The sequence below is a fragment of the Ramlibacter tataouinensis genome (genome assembly GCF_001580455.1).
GTDB lineage: Bacteria > Pseudomonadota > Gammaproteobacteria > Burkholderiales > Burkholderiaceae_C > Ramlibacter > Ramlibacter tataouinensis_B.
Genome location: NZ_CP010951.1, coordinates 4,488,499 through 4,504,675, shown reverse-complemented (window position 1 = coordinate 4,504,675; position 16,177 = coordinate 4,488,499). Strand labels below are relative to the sequence as shown.

Annotated in this window: 15 protein-coding genes; 7 read left to right on the top strand and 8 right to left on the bottom strand. The window is 67.8% G+C overall.

Going from position 1 to position 16,177, the window contains the following annotated elements:
* Positions 1-38: 38 nt before the first annotated feature.
* Genes UC35_RS20955 through scpA form a run of 7 tightly spaced genes read right to left on the bottom strand, consistent with a single transcriptional unit; the run spans position 39 to position 9,173 of the window.
* On the bottom strand, positions 39-521 hold the full coding sequence (locus UC35_RS20955) for a VOC family protein (RefSeq protein WP_061503162.1): 483 nt from the start codon (positions 519-521) through the stop codon (positions 39-41).
* A complete protein-coding gene (locus UC35_RS20950; RefSeq protein ID WP_061503161.1) occupies positions 518-1,573 on the bottom strand; it encodes an alkaline phosphatase D family protein in 1,056 nt (351 codons plus the stop codon). Before UC35_RS20950 ends, UC35_RS20955 begins: the two co-directional genes overlap by 4 nt.
* A complete protein-coding gene (locus tag UC35_RS20945) occupies positions 1,570-3,618 on the bottom strand; it encodes an acetyl/propionyl/methylcrotonyl-CoA carboxylase subunit alpha (protein ID WP_061503158.1) in 2,049 nt (682 codons plus the stop codon). Before UC35_RS20945 ends, UC35_RS20950 begins: the two co-directional genes overlap by 4 nt.
* Before the next feature lie 48 nt (positions 3,619-3,666).
* Positions 3,667-4,482 (bottom strand): YdcF family protein, encoded by an 816-nt coding sequence (locus UC35_RS20940; protein WP_061503156.1) that lies wholly within the window; start codon positions 4,480-4,482, stop codon positions 3,667-3,669.
* On the bottom strand, positions 4,479-6,011 hold the full coding sequence (locus UC35_RS20935; protein ID WP_061503154.1) for an acyl-CoA carboxylase subunit beta: 1,533 nt from the start codon (positions 6,009-6,011) through the stop codon (positions 4,479-4,481). The genes UC35_RS20940 and UC35_RS20935 overlap by 4 nt, the downstream gene beginning before the upstream one ends.
* Before the next feature lie 25 nt (positions 6,012-6,036).
* Positions 6,037-7,014 carry a methylmalonyl Co-A mutase-associated GTPase MeaB gene (gene meaB / locus UC35_RS20930; protein ID WP_227820394.1) on the bottom strand — a complete coding sequence of 326 codons (978 nt, stop codon included), beginning with the start codon at positions 7,012-7,014 and terminating at the stop codon, positions 6,037-6,039.
* Positions 7,011-9,173 (bottom strand): methylmalonyl-CoA mutase, encoded by a 2,163-nt coding sequence (scpA, locus tag UC35_RS20925; protein ID WP_061503152.1) that lies wholly within the window; start codon positions 9,171-9,173, stop codon positions 7,011-7,013. Before scpA ends, meaB begins: the two co-directional genes overlap by 4 nt.
* 102 nt (positions 9,174-9,275) lie before the next feature.
* Between scpA and UC35_RS20920 the strand changes: the two genes are divergently transcribed.
* Entirely contained in the window at positions 9,276-9,914 is a 639-nt protein-coding gene (locus tag UC35_RS20920; RefSeq protein ID WP_061503149.1) for a GntR family transcriptional regulator, read from the top strand.
* On the opposite strand, the gene UC35_RS20915 is transcribed toward UC35_RS20920, so the two are convergent.
* On the bottom strand, positions 9,886-10,596 hold the full coding sequence (locus tag UC35_RS20915) for a TetR/AcrR family transcriptional regulator (protein ID WP_061503147.1): 711 nt from the start codon (positions 10,594-10,596) through the stop codon (positions 9,886-9,888). The two genes, UC35_RS20920 and UC35_RS20915, sit on opposite strands and share 29 nt — an antisense overlap.
* Positions 10,597-10,709: 113 nt before the next feature.
* On the opposite strand from UC35_RS20915, the gene UC35_RS20910 reads away from it, so the two are divergent.
* The 6 genes from UC35_RS20910 to ubiD all read left to right on the top strand — a co-directional run bounded on the left by UC35_RS20910 (position 10,710) and on the right by ubiD (position 16,134).
* On the top strand, positions 10,710-11,486 hold the full coding sequence (locus UC35_RS20910) for a sterol desaturase family protein (protein WP_061503145.1): 777 nt from the start codon (positions 10,710-10,712) through the stop codon (positions 11,484-11,486).
* Between the two features lie 144 nt (positions 11,487-11,630).
* The gene (ubiU, locus tag UC35_RS20905; protein ID WP_061503143.1) at positions 11,631-12,677 is read left to right on the top strand and encodes a ubiquinone anaerobic biosynthesis protein UbiU; all 1,047 of its coding nucleotides are present in this window, start codon (positions 11,631-11,633) and stop codon (positions 12,675-12,677) included.
* Positions 12,678-12,690: 13 nt separating this feature from the next.
* Complete coding sequence (locus UC35_RS20900) at positions 12,691-13,590, top strand: U32 family peptidase (protein ID WP_061503142.1); 900 nt, start codon at positions 12,691-12,693, stop codon at positions 13,588-13,590.
* Entirely contained in the window at positions 13,587-14,063 is a 477-nt protein-coding gene (gene ubiT, locus UC35_RS20895) for a ubiquinone anaerobic biosynthesis accessory factor UbiT (protein WP_061503140.1), read from the top strand. Before UC35_RS20900 ends, ubiT begins: the two co-directional genes overlap by 4 nt.
* Positions 14,051-14,644: a UbiX family flavin prenyltransferase gene (locus UC35_RS20890; protein ID WP_061503138.1), complete on the top strand. Its 594-nt coding sequence runs from the start codon at positions 14,051-14,053 to the stop codon at positions 14,642-14,644. The genes ubiT and UC35_RS20890 overlap by 13 nt, the downstream gene beginning before the upstream one ends.
* 2 nt (positions 14,645-14,646) lie before the next feature.
* Positions 14,647-16,134, top strand: a complete 1,488-nt coding sequence (ubiD, locus tag UC35_RS20885; RefSeq protein ID WP_061503136.1) for a 4-hydroxy-3-polyprenylbenzoate decarboxylase — start codon at positions 14,647-14,649, stop codon at positions 16,132-16,134.
* Positions 16,135-16,177 lie beyond the last annotated feature (43 nt).

Below are 16,177 nucleotides of genomic sequence, written 5' to 3'. Positions count from 1 at the left end.
CCCCGTGACTGAGCCGAAAAATCGGCTCAGGTGGAGCCTCACCCGCCGGCGGCTGTCAGTTTGGCGAAAGCTTCGACGACTTCAGTTGGCGCCTGCACCAGTTCGATCAGCACCCCTTCGCCGCCGATCGGGCTCTGCTCGTTGCCCTTGGGGTGCAGGAAGCAGATGTCGAAGCCCGCGGCCCCGCGCCGGATGCCGCCCGGGGCGAAGCGCACGCCCTGCGCGGACAGCCATTCCACCGCCTTGGGCAGGTCGTCGATCCACAGGCCCACGTGGTTCAGCGGCGTCTGGTGCACCGCCGGCTTCTTGTCCGGGTCGAGCGGCTGCATCAGGTCGACCTCCACCTTGAAGGGGCCGCTGCCGATCGCGCAGATGTCCTCGTCGACGTTCTCGCTTTCGCTCCTGAACGTGCCGGTGACTTCCAGGCCGAACATCTCGACCCAAAGTTTCTGCAGCCTCTGCTTGTCGGGGCCGCCGATGGCGATTTGCTGGATGCCCAGCACCTTGAAGGGACGTGTCATGTGCGTGCTTTCAATTCGTCGAATGCAATGGACTGCGTGCGTCGGGCTTCCCCGCGGATGTCCTTCAACTGGAGCGACACCCGGCGCCCCGGCCAGTCGATCTCGACCAAGCCGTAGTGCAGTTCCGTGAAGGGATCGCCGACCCGGTTCGGCCCGGCTTCCTTGTTGTCCAGCCAGGTATGCGTGACGCCGCTGGAGGTCAGTTCGTACATCGGATAGGGCGCGCCCTGCGCTTCCCGATAGATGGCGCCGATGTGGCGGTCGCCGGAGAGCAGCACCACACCTTCGGCGCGCGTGCGCGCGATGGTGTCGAACAGGCGCTGGCGTTCCAGCGGAAAGTTGCCCCAGCGTTCCCAGCCGTGGCCTTCGGTCACCACCTGCACGCCGGAGACGAGCAGCCTGAGATCGGCCGGCTGCCGCAGCTGTTCCTCCAGCCAGCGCCATTGCGCCGCGCCGAGCATGGTCTTGGCGGGGTCGCTGTCCGGCTGGTAGCGCTCACGCCCCGGCTGGTCCCGCACATCCGTGATCTTCCAGGGCGAACGGAACCAGCGCGTGTCCAGCGCGATCACCTGCACCCGCCGGCCCGGGGGGCCGAACAGCCTGGCGTCGTAGATGCCCTCGCGCGTGCGGCGCGTGTCGTCCGCGGGCGCGCCCCAAAACTCCAGGAAGGCCTCCTTGGACGCCTGCTTGTGCTCGAACTCGGCGCCGCCGTCGTTCTTGCCGTAATCGTGATCGTCCCAGATCGCCATGTGCGGCATGGCGTGGCGCAGGCGCGCAAACTCCGGCACCGCCGCCTCGACCGCATACGCCTGCTTCAGCTTGGCGATCGTGAAGGGCTGCGGGGCATAGACGTTGTCGCCGCCAAAGATGAACAGGCCGGGACGGTCCGCCAGGACCGTGTTCCACAGCGGTTGGGGCTGCGCCTGGTTCGTGCACGAGCCGATGCCGATGCGCACCAGCTCGCGCTCGCCCTGCCCTGCGCCGGGCGCAGCGCAACCGGCGAGGGCGGCAGCAGCGAGACCGAGAAACTGCCGGCGGTCAACCGAACTCATTCGAACTCGACGATCGCCTGATCCACCGCCAGGCTCTCGCCCTTGTTCGCCAGCACCTTGGCCACCACGCCGTCGGCGGCGGCGAACAGCACGTTCTCCATCTTCATCGCCTCGATCACGGCGACGCGTTCGCCGGCCTGGACCTTTTGGCCCGGCTGCACCGCGACGTCGACCAGCAGGCCGGGCATGGGCGACAGCACGAAGCGGCTCATGTCCGGCGGCGCCTTGAACGGCATCAGGGCGTGCATCCTCGCCGCCCGTGGCGTCAGCACCATGGCATCGAGCCGCGTGCCGTTGTGCGTGATGCGCGTCGCCAGCGGGTTCTTCGCCACGCCGCGCTCCACCTGCGCGGTGAAGGACTTGCCGTCCACCGTGCCACGGATGCGCGCGCCGCCCAGGTGCCAGTTGCTGTTGATCGAGAACCGGCGGCCGTTGGCCTCCACCACGGTGGACCCGGACTGGGCCTCGTAGTCGGTCACCCGAACCGGCTGGCGCTGGTGCTGGCCCGCGGCGTCGAGCTTGACCACCACGAACTCCTCGCCGACCTTGTATTCGTGGCCACGCAGCTGGCCGCTGATGCCGCTGGCGCGCTGCAGCATGCGCCGGTGCGTGAAGGCCGCCAGCGCCACCAGGAAGTCGGGGTCGTCGTGCTGCACCTGCTCGGCCTTGAAGCCGCCCGCGTACTGCTCGGCGATGAAGCCGGTGTTGAAGTCGCCGGCGACGAACCGGGGGTGCGCCAGCAGCGCCGCCTGGAAGGGAATGTTGCTGGAGATGCCGCGGATCACGAAGGCGTTCAGCGCTTCGCGCATCTTGGCGATGGCGTCGTTGCGGTCCTTGCCGTGCACGATGAGCTTGGCGATCATCGAGTCGTAGTACATCGGAATCTCGCCGCCTTCGGCCACGCCGGTGTCCACGCGCACGCCGTTCAGCTGCTGCGTGTCGGCCGCCCACATGCTTTCCTTGGGCGCCTGGAAGCGCACCAGCCGGCCGGTCGAAGGCAGGAAGTTGCGGAACGGGTCCTCTGCGTTGATGCGGCACTCGATGGCCCAGCCGTCACGCTTGACGTCGGCTTGCGCGAGCGGCAGCCTCTCGCCGGCAGCCACGCGGATCATCAGCTCCACCAGGTCCAGGCCGGTGATGCACTCGGTGACCGGGTGCTCCACCTGCAGGCGGGTGTTCATCTCCAGGAAGTAGAAGCTCTGGTCCTTACCGACCACGAACTCCACCGTGCCGGCGCTCTGGTACTTCACGGCCTTGGCCAGCGCCACGGCCTGCTCGCCCATGGCCTTGCGGGTTTCATCGCTGATGAAGGGCGACGGCGCCTCCTCGATCACCTTCTGGTGGCGGCGCTGGATCGAGCATTCGCGCTCGTTCAGGTAGATCACGTTGCCGTGCGAGTCGCCCAGCACCTGGATCTCGATGTGGCGCGGTTCCTCGACGAATTTCTCGATGAAGACCCGGTCGTCGCCGAAGCTGTTGCGGGCCTCGTTGCGGCAGGAAGTGAAGCCGTCGAAGGCCTCCTTGTCGTTGAAGGCCACGCGCAGGCCCTTGCCGCCGCCGCCGGCCGAAGCCTTGATCATCACCGGGTAGCCGATGTCCTTGGCGATGGACACCGCCTGCTCGGCGGATTCGATGGCGTCGTTGTAGCCGGGGATCGTGTTGACCTTGGCTTCCTTGGCCAGCTTCTTGGACGCGATCTTGTCGCCCATGGCCGCGATCGAGTAGTGCTTGGGCCCGATGAAGGTGATGCCCTCTTCCTCGATGCGCTTGGAGAACGCCTCGTTCTCCGACAGGAAGCCGTAGCCCGGGTGGACGGCCTGGGCGCCGGTCTGCTTGCAGGCGGCGATGATCTTGTCGGCCAGCAGGTAGGACTCCCGGCTGGGCGCGGCGCCGATGAACACCGACTCGTCGGCCAGCGTCACATGGCGCGCGTCGCGGTCGGCGTCGGAGTAGACGGCCACCGTCTTGATGCCCATCTTGCGGGCGGTCTTGATGACGCGGCAGGCGATTTCGCCGCGGTTTGCGATGAGGATTTTGTCAAACATGATGTGCCTCTGGATTTCTTCTCGTCGGTTCTGAGCCTGTCGGTCGGCTCATCCGAATTCCCGCAACAACCAGCCGCTGGCAACGGCGAAATACTCGCGCAGCCAGGCGTTGTAGCGGATGTAGAGCGGCGTCGGTGCGCCGATGGTGGTGATGCGGGCGTAGCCGGCGCGTTCGGCAATCCAGCCCGCACGCAGGGTGTGGAAGTCGCTGGTGACAAGCTGGATCGGCTGCGCGGCCTGGATGCCGTGACGCTGCAGCAGCGGCTTGCTCAGCACCAGGTTCTCGTGCGTGCTGGAACTGCGCTCCTCCTGCACGATGCGGCCGGCATCGAGCCCGGCGGCGCGCAGGTAGTCGCCCATGACCTGGCCTTCGCTCACGCTTTCGTAGAGGTCGACGCCGCCGCTGACCACCACGACAGCGCCGGGATACAGCCGCGCCTGGACCAGCCCGGCATCGAGCCTGGCCGCCAGCGTCGGCGAGACCTTGGCCCCGGGAGTGCCGGACCCCAGCACCAGGATGGCAGCAGGCGCCGGTGACGCATTCGCCGGTGCCTGTCCGGCGCTCGCCAGCACCGACCAGAACGCCAGGACGCTGATGAGCCACAGTGCGAACGCAAGCCAGAGCCCTTTCCACAGCGCCCGCCGGTGCGGGGCGTCTTCGAGCCAGGCTTGCACCCAGGTCCAGCGCATCCCGAGCAGCAACAAGGCCAGGCCCAGGGCCAGCGGCAGGGTCACGCCCAGGCTGAAGACACGCTCGGCCAGGAGGAACAGCGCATCCAGCACCAGCAGCGCGCCCAGCAGCAGGCACAGCAGCGGACGAACCGCGCCGGGCCCTGAAGCGGGTGCCTGCCGGGACAGGATCACAGCGGGATGTTCCCGTGCTTGCGCCACGGGTTCTCCAGCTTCTTGTCGCGCAGCATCACCAGCGAGCGGCAGATGCGCTTGCGGGTCTCGTGCGGCAGGATGACGTCGTCGATGAAGCCGCGCGCGCCGGCCACGAACGGGTTGGCGAAGCGCGCCTTGTATTCGGCCTCGCGGGCCGCCAGCTTGGCGGGATCGTTCTTGTCCTCGCGGAAGATGATCTCCACCGCACCCTTGGCGCCCATCACAGCGATCTCGGCGTTGGGCCAGGCGAAGTTGACGTCGCCGCGCAGGTGCTTGGAGCTCATCACGTCATAGGCGCCGCCGTAGGCCTTGCGGGTGATCACCGTGACCTTGGGCACGGTGCACTCGGCGTAGGCATAGAGCAGCTTGGCGCCGTGCTTGATGATGCCGCCGTACTCCTGGCTGGTGCCGGGCATGAAGCCGGGCACGTCCACGAAGGTGACCACCGGGATGTTGAAGGCGTCGCAGAAGCGCACGAAGCGCGCCGCCTTGATCGAGCTCTTGATGTCCAGGCAGCCGGCCAGCACCATGGGGTTGTTGGCCACGATGCCCACCGTCTGGCCTTCCATGCGGGCGAAGCCGATCAGGATGTTCTTGGCATAGTCCGGCGCCAGCTCGAAGAAGTCGCCGTCGTCCACCGTCTTGACGATCAGCTCCTTCATGTCGTAGGGCTTGTTCGGGTTGTCCGGCACCAGCGTGTCGAGCGAATAGTCCATGCGGTCGGCCGGATCGTTGCTCGGGCGCACCGGCGGCTTCTCGCGGTTGTTCAGCGGCAGGTAGTTGTACAGGCGCCGCAGCATGACCAGCGCTTCGACGTCGTTCTCGAACGACAGGTCGGCCACGCCGCTCTTTGTCGTGTGGGCCGAGGCGCCGCCTAGTTCTTCGGCGGTCACTTCCTCGTGCGTCACCGTCTTCACCACTTCGGGACCGGTCACGAACATGTAGGAGCTGTCCTTGACCATGAAGATGAAGTCGGTCATGGCCGGCGAATACACGGCGCCGCCCGCGCAGGGGCCCATGATCATGCTGATCTGCGGCACCACGCCGGAGGCCATCACGTTGCGCTGGAACACGTCGGCGTAGCCGCCCAGAGAGGCCACGCCCTCCTGGATGCGCGCGCCGCCCGAGTCGTTCAGGCCGATCACCGGCGCGCCGACCTTCATCGCCTGGTCCATGATCTTGCAGATCTTCTCGGCATGCGCCTCGGAGAGCGCGCCGCCGAACACGGTGAAGTCCTGGCTGAAGACGAACACCATGCGCCCGTTGATCATGCCGTAGCCGGTCACCACGCCATCGCCGGGGATCTTGTTGTCGGCCATGCCGAAATCCGTGCAGCGATGCTCCACGAACATGTCCCACTCCTCGAAGGTGCCCTCATCGAGCAGCAGCTCGATGCGCTCGCGCGCCGTCAGCTTGCCTTTCGCGTGCTGCGCCGCGATGCGCTTTTCGCCGCCGCCGGAGCGGGCCGCGGCGCGTTTCTTTTCCAAAAGTTCGAGGATGTCATGCATGCTTGTTCTCCGGTGATCCGGTCTTTCAGTTGCGGCGCGCGTCCAGCAGCTGCCGGGCGGCGGTCGAGGCGGGCAGGCGCCCGTCATCGACTTCCTGCGCCAGTCGGGGCAGCAGCTCGCGCACCGCGGGGTGCTCGCGAAAATCGTTCTTCAATCCGGCCTCGATGCGCTCCCACATCCAGGCGATTGCCTGGTGGCGGCGGCGCTCGGCCAGGGCGCCGCTGGCGGCGCGTGCTTCACGGTAGGCGCTGACGGCCTGCCAGAAGCTGTCCAGCCCCTTGGCGGTGAGCGCGCTGAGCTGCAGCACCTGCGGCTTCCAGTCGCGCACGCGCCCGTGCTGCGTAAAGATGCGCAGCGCGCTGGTGATCTGCGCCTGCGCGCGGGTAGCGGCGTCGGGATCCAGGTCGGCCTTGTTGATGACGACTAGGTCGGCCAGTTCCATCACGCCCTTCTTGATCGCCTGCAGGTCGTCGCCCGCATTGGGCAACTGCATCAGCACGAACATGTCGGTCATGCCGGCCACCGCGGTCTCGCTCTGGCCCACGCCTACGGTTTCCACGATGACGATGTCGTAGCCCGCGGCTTCGCACACCAGCATCGCCTCGCGCGTCTTCTCGGCCACGCCGCCCAGCGTCCCGCCGGAGGGGCTGGGCCGGATGTAGGCGTTCTCCTCGACCGACAGGCGCTCCATGCGCGTCTTGTCGCCGAGGATGGAGCCGCCGGACAGGCTGGACGAAGGATCGACCGCGAGCACGGCGACGCGATGGCCCTTCTCGATCAGGCCCAGGCCCAGCGATTCGATGAAGGTGCTCTTGCCCACGCCCGGCACACCGCTGATGCCCAGCCGGAACGATCGGCCGCTGTGCGGCAGCAGCTCGGTCAGCAGCGCATCGGCCTGCGTGCGGTGGTCGGCGCGCGTGGACTCCAGCAGCGTGATCGCCTTGGCGATGGCTCGGCGCTGGGCCGCGCCGGGCTGTCCGACGATGACGCCGGCGAGGCTCACGATTGGGCGACGGCCTTCTTGATCTGCTCCAGCACGTCCTTGGCGCTGGCGGGGATCGGCGTGCCGGGGCCGTAGATGCCCTTGACGCCGGCCTGGTAGAGGTAATCGTAGTCCTGCTGCGGGATCACGCCGCCCACGAACACCACGATGTCGTCGGCGCCCTGCTTCTTCAGCGCCTCGATGATGGCGGGCACCAGCGTCTTGTGGCCGGCCGCCAGCGTGGAGATGCCCACGGCGTGCACGTCGTTCTCGATGGCCTGGCGGGCGCATTCTTCCGGCGTCTGGAACAGCGGCCCCATGTCGACGTCGAAGCCCAGGTCGGCGAAGGCGGTGGCGACGACCTTGGCGCCGCGGTCGTGGCCATCCTGGCCCAGCTTGGCGACCATCACGCGCGGGCGGCGGCCCTGCTCTTGCGCGAAGTTCGCGATTTCCATTTTTAGTTTTTCCCAGCCTTCGGCCGAGTCATAGGCAGCTGCGTACACACCGGTCACCTTTTGCGTATCGGCGCGATGGCGCCCGAAAACCTTCTCCAGCGCGTCGGACACTTCGCCCACCGTGGCGCGCAGGCGGATCGCCTGGATGCTCAGGTCCAGCAGGTTGCCGCTGCCGGAGCGCGCAGCGGCAGTGATCGCCTCCAGCGCGGCGTGCACCTTCTGGCCGTCGCGCGTGGACTTGATCTTCTGCAGGCGCGCGATCTGCTGCTCGCGCACCTTGTGGTTGTCCACTTCCAGGATCTCGATCGGGTCTTCCTTGGCCAGCTTGTACTTGTTGACGCCGACGATCACGTCCTTGCCGGAATCGATGCGGGCCTGCTTCTCGGCAGCCGCCGCCTCGATCTTCAGCTTGGCCCAGCCGGAATCGACGGCCTTGGTCATGCCGCCCAGGGCTTCGACTTCCTCGATGATCTTCCACGCGGCATCGGCCATGTCCTGGGTCAGCTTTTCCATCATGTAGCTGCCGGCCCAGGGGTCGATCACGTTGGTGATGTGCGTCTCTTCCTGGATGATCAGCTGCGTGTTGCGCGCGATGCGGGCCGAGAATTCGGTGGGCAGGGCGATCGCTTCGTCGAAGCTGTTGGTGTGCAAGGACTGCGTGCCGCCGAACACCGCCGCCATCGCCTCGATGGTGGTGCGCACGACGTTGTTGTAGGGGTCCTGCTCGGTGAGCGACCAGCCCGAGGTCTGGCAGTGCGTGCGCAGCATCAGGCTCTTGGGGTTCTTCGCGTTGAAGCCCTTCATGATGCGGCACCACAGCAGACGCGCCGCGCGCATCTTGGCGATCTCGAGATAGAAGTTCATCCCGATCGCCCAGAAGAAGGACAGGCGGCCGGCGAACTCGTCCACGTCCAGGCCCTTGGCCAGCGCGGTCTTCACATACTCCTTGCCGTCGGCCAGGGTGAAGGCCAGTTCCAGCGCCTGGTTCGCGCCCGCCTCCTGCATGTGATAGCCGGAAATCGAGATCGAGTTGAACTTCGGCATGTTCCTCGCCGTGTACTCGATGATGTCCCCCACGATCCGCATCGAGGGTTCGGGCGGATAGATGTAGGTGTTGCGGACCATGAACTCCTTGAGGATGTCGTTCTGGATGGTCCCGGACAGCTTGTCCTGCGCAACGCCCTGCTCCTCCGCGGCCACCACGTAGCCGGCCAGCACCGGCAGCACGGCGCCGTTCATGGTCATGGAGACCGAGACCTTGTCCAGCGGGATGCCGTCGAACAGGATCTTCATGTCTTCCACCGAATCGATGGCCACGCCGGCCTTGCCCACGTCGCCGGTCACGCGCGGGTGGTCGCTGTCGTAGCCGCGGTGGGTGGCCAGGTCAAACGCCACCGACACGCCCTGCCCGCCCGCCGCCAGGCCCTTGCGGTAGAAGGCATTCGATTCTTCGGCAGTGGAAAAGCCCGCGTACTGGCGGATGGTCCAGGGCCGGGCGGCGTACATGGTGGCCTGCGGGCCGCGGATGTAGGGCTCGAAGCCGGGCAAGGTGTTGGCGTGCGGCAGTTCGCGCACGTCACGGGCGGTGTACAGGGGCTTGACGGTGATGCCGTCCGGCGTCACCCAGTTCAGGGCGTTGACATCCCCGCCGGGCGCGGACTTGGCCGCGGCGAGCGCCCAAGCGGCAAGGTCGGGAGGAGCGAAATTGGGGTCAGGCTGGCTCATAGAAAGGGGAGTGTCTCGCGAAGCGCAAGGCCGAGTTGAAGCCGGCATCATACAACATTCATAATTATTGATAAAGAATTGGACTGGCTCTAGAATCCCGCCATGGCTTCCGCCGTTTCCCTTGCCCCCCGCGCCCTCTATGAAGAGGTCGCCGAACTACTCCGCCAACGCATCTTCCAGCGCGAGTTGCAGCCCGGCAGCTGGATCGACGAGATCAAGATCGCCCAGGAGTTCGGCATCAGCCGCACGCCGCTGCGCGAGGCGTTGAAGGTGCTGGCCGCCGAAGGCCTGGTGACCATGAAGGTGCGGCGCGGGGCCTACGTCACCGAGGTATCGGAGTCGGACCTCGCGGACGTCTATCACCTGCTCTCATTGCTGGAGAGCGACGCCGCCGGCGTGGTGGCGCAGCGGGCGACCCCCAGCCAGCTCGAGGAACTGCAGGCCCTTCACCAGGAGCTGGAGTCGGCCGGCGCCAACCGCGACAAGTTCTTCGCGCTGAACGAGCGCTTCCACATGCGCATCCTGGAGATCGCCGGCAACCGCTGGCGCGACCAGATGGTGGCCGACCTGCGCAAGGTGATGAAGCTCAACCGCCACAACTCGCTGCTGAAGTCGGGGCGCGTGGAGGAGTCGATGCTGGAGCACCGCGCCATCATGGACGCGCTTGTGCGCCGCGATGCCAGGTCCGCCGTCAAGCGGATGCAGGAGCACTTCAGGAACGGGCTGGAGGCGGCCGCCTGAGCTTGCGGCTCGGCTGCGCCGGGGACGTTCCGGCGCCCCGGGCTCGCGCCCCTTCGACCAGCGCATCAACGCCCCACCAGAAGGTCGCGTCCCACTGCTCTTCCTGAAAGTACGGCGCCGCCGCCACCAGGTTCGGGCATTCGCGCTGGATGTACTCCTCGCTGACGGGTTCGGCCGCTGACGGCCCGCGCGCGTAGCCGGCCGTCTCTTCCAGCCCAGCGCCGATCAGGTAGTAGCCCATGGCCCGGAACTGGCGCGCCGCCCTCTCCACATCAGGCTCCACGGCCCGGATCAAGCGCAGCAGGGACTCGATGAAGCGCACGCCGGCAGGCGTGTTCAGCCGGTGCAGCGCCACCAGCGGAAACAGCGCCGGCCAGCGCCGTGCCATCGCGCGATAGGACGCCACCATGCGGCGCAGCGACTGCTCGTCCTGCGCCGGGTCGCCGATGGGCATGGGGATGTCGACCGAGCCGATCGCATGCTCCACCAGGGCATCCATCAGGTGCTGCTTGCTCCTGAAATGGTGGTAGATGCTCATGGCCTCGCAGCCCAGACGGGCGGCCAGCTTGCGCGTGCTGAAGCCGGCCAGGCTCTCGTGCTCGACCGTTTCCAGCGCCGCCTGCACGATGCGCTCGCGCGAAAGCGGCTCGAACTCGGCCGTGCTGCCCTTCCGTGGAACCATCTTGCAATCTTACATCGTAAGGCTAATATTGGGTCAGACTTACACCGTAAGTTCGGCGGGCCGGCCCTGCGGGACCAGACCCGGGTTCATCGCCATTCAGCCTGGAGGCCTCCATGCAAGCCATCGATATCGTCGGACTGCTGGTCCCCGTGACCTATCTGCTGATGTTCATTGCCGAGCGCCTGTGGCCGGCGCGCCGCTTCCCGCAACGCCGCGCCTGGAGCTGGCTCGGAGCGGGCTTCCTGGTCCTGGCGGGATTCCTGTCCACCGTGGTGCCGCTGATGCTGCCCGCCGAATGGCTCGCGCGCCATCGCTGGATCGACGGCAGTGGCCTGGGCGTGGCCGGCGGCGCGCTGGTGGGCTACCTGGTGCTCTCGGCGGGCGCCTTCGCCCTGCATCGCGCCTACCATGCGGTGCCGGTGCTGTGGCGGCTCACGCACCAAATGCACCATTCGCCCCAGCGCGTCGACATTCCCGGGGCCTTCCACTTCCACCCGGTGGAGATGGTGCTGCAGATCCTGCTGCAATTGTTCGTGACCGTCATCGTGCTCGGGCTCGACCCGCTGGCCGCCGCGCTCACGGGCTATGTGGCCGCCTTCTATGCCCTGTTCCAGCACTGGAACGTCAACACGCCCGCGTGGCTGGGCTACCTGGTCCAGCGCCCCGAGGCGCACTGCCTGCACCACGCCCGCGGCGTGCACGCGTACAACTACAGCGACTTCCCGCTGTGGGATATGTTGACCGGCACCTGGCGCAACCCGGTGCGCTACCAGGGCGAGGTCGGCTTCGACGCGCCGGCCGATCGGCGCATGGGCGCCATGCTCGCCTTTCGCGACGTCAACGAACCGGCCTACGGCGCCGGCAGCCTGGGCGTGACGCCCGCGCGTTAGGCCACCGCCTGCTGCGCCCCTGACCGGCCGGATTGCGCCACGTCAAGGTGGATTCCGTGGCAGCGCGCCGCCGATTCGAGGCCACCCGACGCACCTTTGACCGGGGTCATAGCTGCTTTCGCGCCGCGGCCCTAAGGTGCGCGGATGTCACCTGCCCCCACCGTGACGGACAGCGCGGCTGCCGCACGCCCCTTCGAACTCGTCTGCCCTGCCGGCAGCCTGCCGGCGCTGCGGCAGGCGGTCGACCACGGCGCCAACTGCGTCTACCTCGGACTGCGCGATGCCACCAACGCGCGCAACTTCGCCGGACTGAACTTCGATGAAGCCGCCATCGCCGCCGGCGTCAGCTATGCGCATTCGAGCGGCTGCAAGGTATTGATGGCGATCAATACCTATCCGCAGGCCGCCGACCCGAAGCCCTGGCACAACGCCATCGACCGCGCCGTGGACCTCGGCGTGGACGCCGTGATCATGGCCGACCCCGGCCTGATGCGATACGCGGCGGCCAAGCACCCGCGGCTGCGCCTGCACCTGTCGGTGCAAGGCTCGGCGACCAACTACGAGGCGATCAACTTCTACCATGAGCAATTCGGCATCCAGCGCGCCGTGCTGCCGCGCGTGTTGTCGCTGGAACAGGTCAGGCAGGTGGTGGACCGCACGCCGGTGGAGATCGAGGTATTCGGCTTCGGCAGCCTGTGCGTGATGGTGGAAGGACGCTGCGCGCTGTCCTCCTACGTGACGGGTGAGTCGCCCAACACGCATGGCGTGTGCTCCCCGGCAAAGTACGTGCGCTGGCAGGAAACCCCCGCCGGGCTGGAAGCGCGCCTGGGCGGCCTGCTGATCGACCGTTACGCGCCCGGCGAGAAGGCCGGCTACCCCACGCTGTGCAAGGGGCGCTTCGATGTCGGCGATGAGCAAAGCTACTACGCGGTCGAGGAGCCGACCAGCCTGAACACCCTGGAACTGCTGCCGCAGCTCATGAAGATGGGCGTGTGCGCGGTCAAGATCGAAGGCCGGCAGCGCAGCCCGGCGTACGTGGCCCAGGTGACCAAGGTCTGGCGCGAAGCCATCGACCATTGCCTGCGCGAGCAGCATCGCTATGCGGTGAAGACCGGCTGGATGGCGCAGCTGGACCAGCTGGCCGAGGGCCAGCAGCACACGCTGGGCGCCTACCACCGGCCGTGGAAGTGAGGACGCCACGATGATGAAGCTTTCCCTGGGACCGGTCCAGTACTACTGGCCGCGCGACGTGCTGCTGCGCTTCTACAAGGAGGTGGCGGCCTCACCGGTCGATATCGTCTACCTCGGCGAAGTGGTGTGCTCGCGCCGCCATGAGATGCGCCTGCCCGACTGGATCGAAGTGGCGCAGCGGCTGCGCGAGGCGGGCAAGGAGGTGGTGCTGTCCACGCAGGTGCTGCTCGAGTCCGGCAGCGACGTCGCCTCGATGCATCGCATCGCCGAGCAAGAGGAGTTCCAGGTCGAGGCCAACGACATGGGCGCCGTGCGCTGCCTCAGTGGCAAGGCGCCGTTCGTCGCCGGCCCGCACCTGAACCTGTACAACGCCGACTCGCTGCAATGGATGGCCGGGTTGGGGGCGCGTCGCTGGGTCGCGCCACTGGAGATGAAACGCACGGACCTCGCCGTGCTGCAGCAGTCCCGTCCGCCCGGGCTGCAGACCGAGGTGTTCGCCTTCGGCCGCCTGCCGCTGGCCTTCTCGGCACGCTGCTTCACCGCGCGCCACCACAACCTGCCCAAGGACGACTGCCGCTTCAGCTGCATCGCCGATCCGGACGGCATGCTGCTGTCCACGCGCGAAGGCGAGCCTTTCCTGGTGCTCAATGGCATCCAGACGCAGTCGGCGCGGGTGCACAGCCTGCTGCGCGACTTTGAAAGCGCCGCCGCGATCGGCGTGGACGTGCTGCGCCTGAGCCCGCAGGCGAAATCAATGATGGACGTGATCGGCCTCTTCGACGAGGTGCGGCGGGGCACGCGCTCGCCCGAGGACGCCGACCGGCAATTGCGGGCGCTGCTGCCGGGCGCCGAATGCAACGGCTATTGGCACGGCCGCGCCGGCCTGGAAAACGCAGCCGCGGAGGCACGATGAGCAAGGCGCTGAGCATCCCCGAATGCCCCAAGCCCCTCGCCGCGGTGCTGGGCCGGCTGCCCTCGTTCCCGCCCTCGTTCGCGCTGGCCACGGCGCTCAATCTGGGCCTCGCCCCGCAGCTGCCCGAGGACGTGCGCGCGCGGCTGGCTCACCGCAAGTTCCGCATCAACATCCGGGATGCCGGCGTGATGGTGGACTTCACCTGGAACGGCAAGCGCTTCGCCGCGCTCCCGCGCCAGCCGCAAACCGACCTCACCATCGCGGCCACCGGGCCGGACTTCCTGCAGCTCGCGCAGCGCCAGGAAGATGCGGACACGCTGTTCTTCAGCCGGCGTCTGTCGATGGAGGGCGACACGGAACTGGGCCTGGTCGTGAAGAACACCCTCGATGCGCTGGATCTGCCGGTGCTCGACCTTGGCCGCTTCAGGCGCGCGCGGCCCGCCGGCCCCGGCCGCACGCCATGGCGCGGCTGAGCGCCGTGCGGCGCGTGGTGGTCGCCATCAGTGGCGCCAGCGGGGCCATCTACGGCCTGCGCACCCTGCAGGCCTTGCGCGCGGCCGGTGGCATCGAATCGCATCTCGTGGTCTCGCCTTCGGGTGCCCGCACCGTGGCGCACGAGCTGGGCATGACGATGTCCGACCTCGCCGCCTGCGCCGACCTCGTGCACGACGCCTCGGATGTCGGGGCCTCGATCGCCAGCGGCAGCTTCGGCTGCGACGGCATGGTGATCGCGCCCTGCTCCATGCGCACGCTCGCCGCGGTGGCGCACGGGCTGTCGGACAACCTGCTCACGCGCGCCGCCGACGTCATGCTGAAGGAGCGCCGCCGCCTCGTGCTGCTGGCGCGCGAGACGCCGCTGCACCTGGGCCACCTGCGCAACATGACCGCCGTCACCGAGATGGGCGCCATCGTCTGCCCGCCGGTGCCGGCGTTCTACCTGCACCCGAACTCCGTCGACGACATCGTGAACCAGAGCGTGGCACGCGTGCTCGACCTGCTGGGCGTGCCGCACGAACTCGCGCCGCGCTGGCCGGTTGTGGGCCGAGCCGCGTGACCATGCCCTACCGCGACCTGCGCGACTTCATCGGCCAACTCGAGCGAGCGGGAGACCTGCGCCGCATCACGCAGACGGTCTCGCCCCACCTGGAGATGACCGCCGTGGCCGATCGCGTGCTGCGTGTGGGCGGCCCCGCGCTGCTGTTCGAGAACCCCACGGGCCATCGCATGCCGGTGCTGGCCAACCTGTTCGGGACGCCGCGGCGCGTGGCGCTGGCAATGGGCATCGACGACCTGCGCTCGGTGCGCGCTTTCGGCGAACTCCTCGCCAGGCTGAAGGAGCCGGCGCCGCCCCAAGGCTTCAGGGACATGCTGGGCCTGGGCGGCGACATGCTGCGCAAGCTGTGGCACATGGCGCCCCGCGAAGTCACCAGCGCGGCATGCCAGCAGGTGGTGCTCGAAGGCCCCGAGGTGGATCTCGGCCGCCTGCCGATCCAGCACTGCTGGCCCGGCGACGTCGCGCCACTGATCACCTGGGGACTCGTGATCACGCGCGGCCCGCACAAGCCGCGGCAGAACCTGGGGATCTACCGGCAGCAGGTGCTGGACCACCGGCGCGTGGTCATGCGCTGGCTGCCGCATCGCGGCGGCGCGCTCGACTTCCGCGATCATGCCCTCGCCCACCCCGGGCGGCCGTATCCGGTCGCGGTGGCGCTCGGGGCGGATCCAGCGACCCTGCTCGGCGCCGTGACGCCCGTGCCCGACAGCCTGTCCGAATACCAGTTCGCCGGCCTGCTGCGCGGCGGCCGCACCGACGTCATCGCCGCCATCGGCGTGCCGCTGCAAGTACCGGCGACCGCCGAGATCGTGCTGGAGGGCCACATCCGTCCCGACGCCGCGCATCCCAGCGGCTACGAGCACGCGATGGAAGGGCCCTATGGCGACCACACGGGCTACTACAACGAACAGGCCGAGTTCCCGGTGCTCACGATCGAGCGCATGACCATGAAGCGCGAGCCGATCTACCACTCGACCTACACCGGCCGGCCGCCCGACGAGCCGGCCGTGCTGGGGCTGGCCATGAACGAGCTGTTCATTCCGCTGCTGCAGCGCCAATTCCCCGAGATCACCGACTTCTACCTGCCGCCGGAGGCCTGCAGCTACCGCATGGCGGTGGTGCAGATCCGCAAGGCCTATCCGGGCCACGCGCGGCGCATCATGATGGGCGTGTGGAGCCACCTGCGCCAGTTCATGTACACCAAGCTGATTGTCGTGGTGGACGAGGACGTCGACGTGCGCGACTGGCGCGAAGTGATGTGGGCGCTGTCCACCCGCATGGACCCGGCGCGCGACACCATGACCATCGACAACACGCCGATGGACTACCTCGACTTCGCATCCCCCGTCGCCGGCCTGGGAAGCAAGATGGGGCTGGACGCGACCAACAAATGGCCCGGCGAGACGCAGCGGGAGTGGGGACGCGGCATCCGCATGGACGCCGAAGTGGCCAGCCGGATGAACGCCCTGTGCGACGAACTGGGCTTGTGACGCTCGCACGGATACTTCGCGAGGCCCTCGCGAAACATCCGGG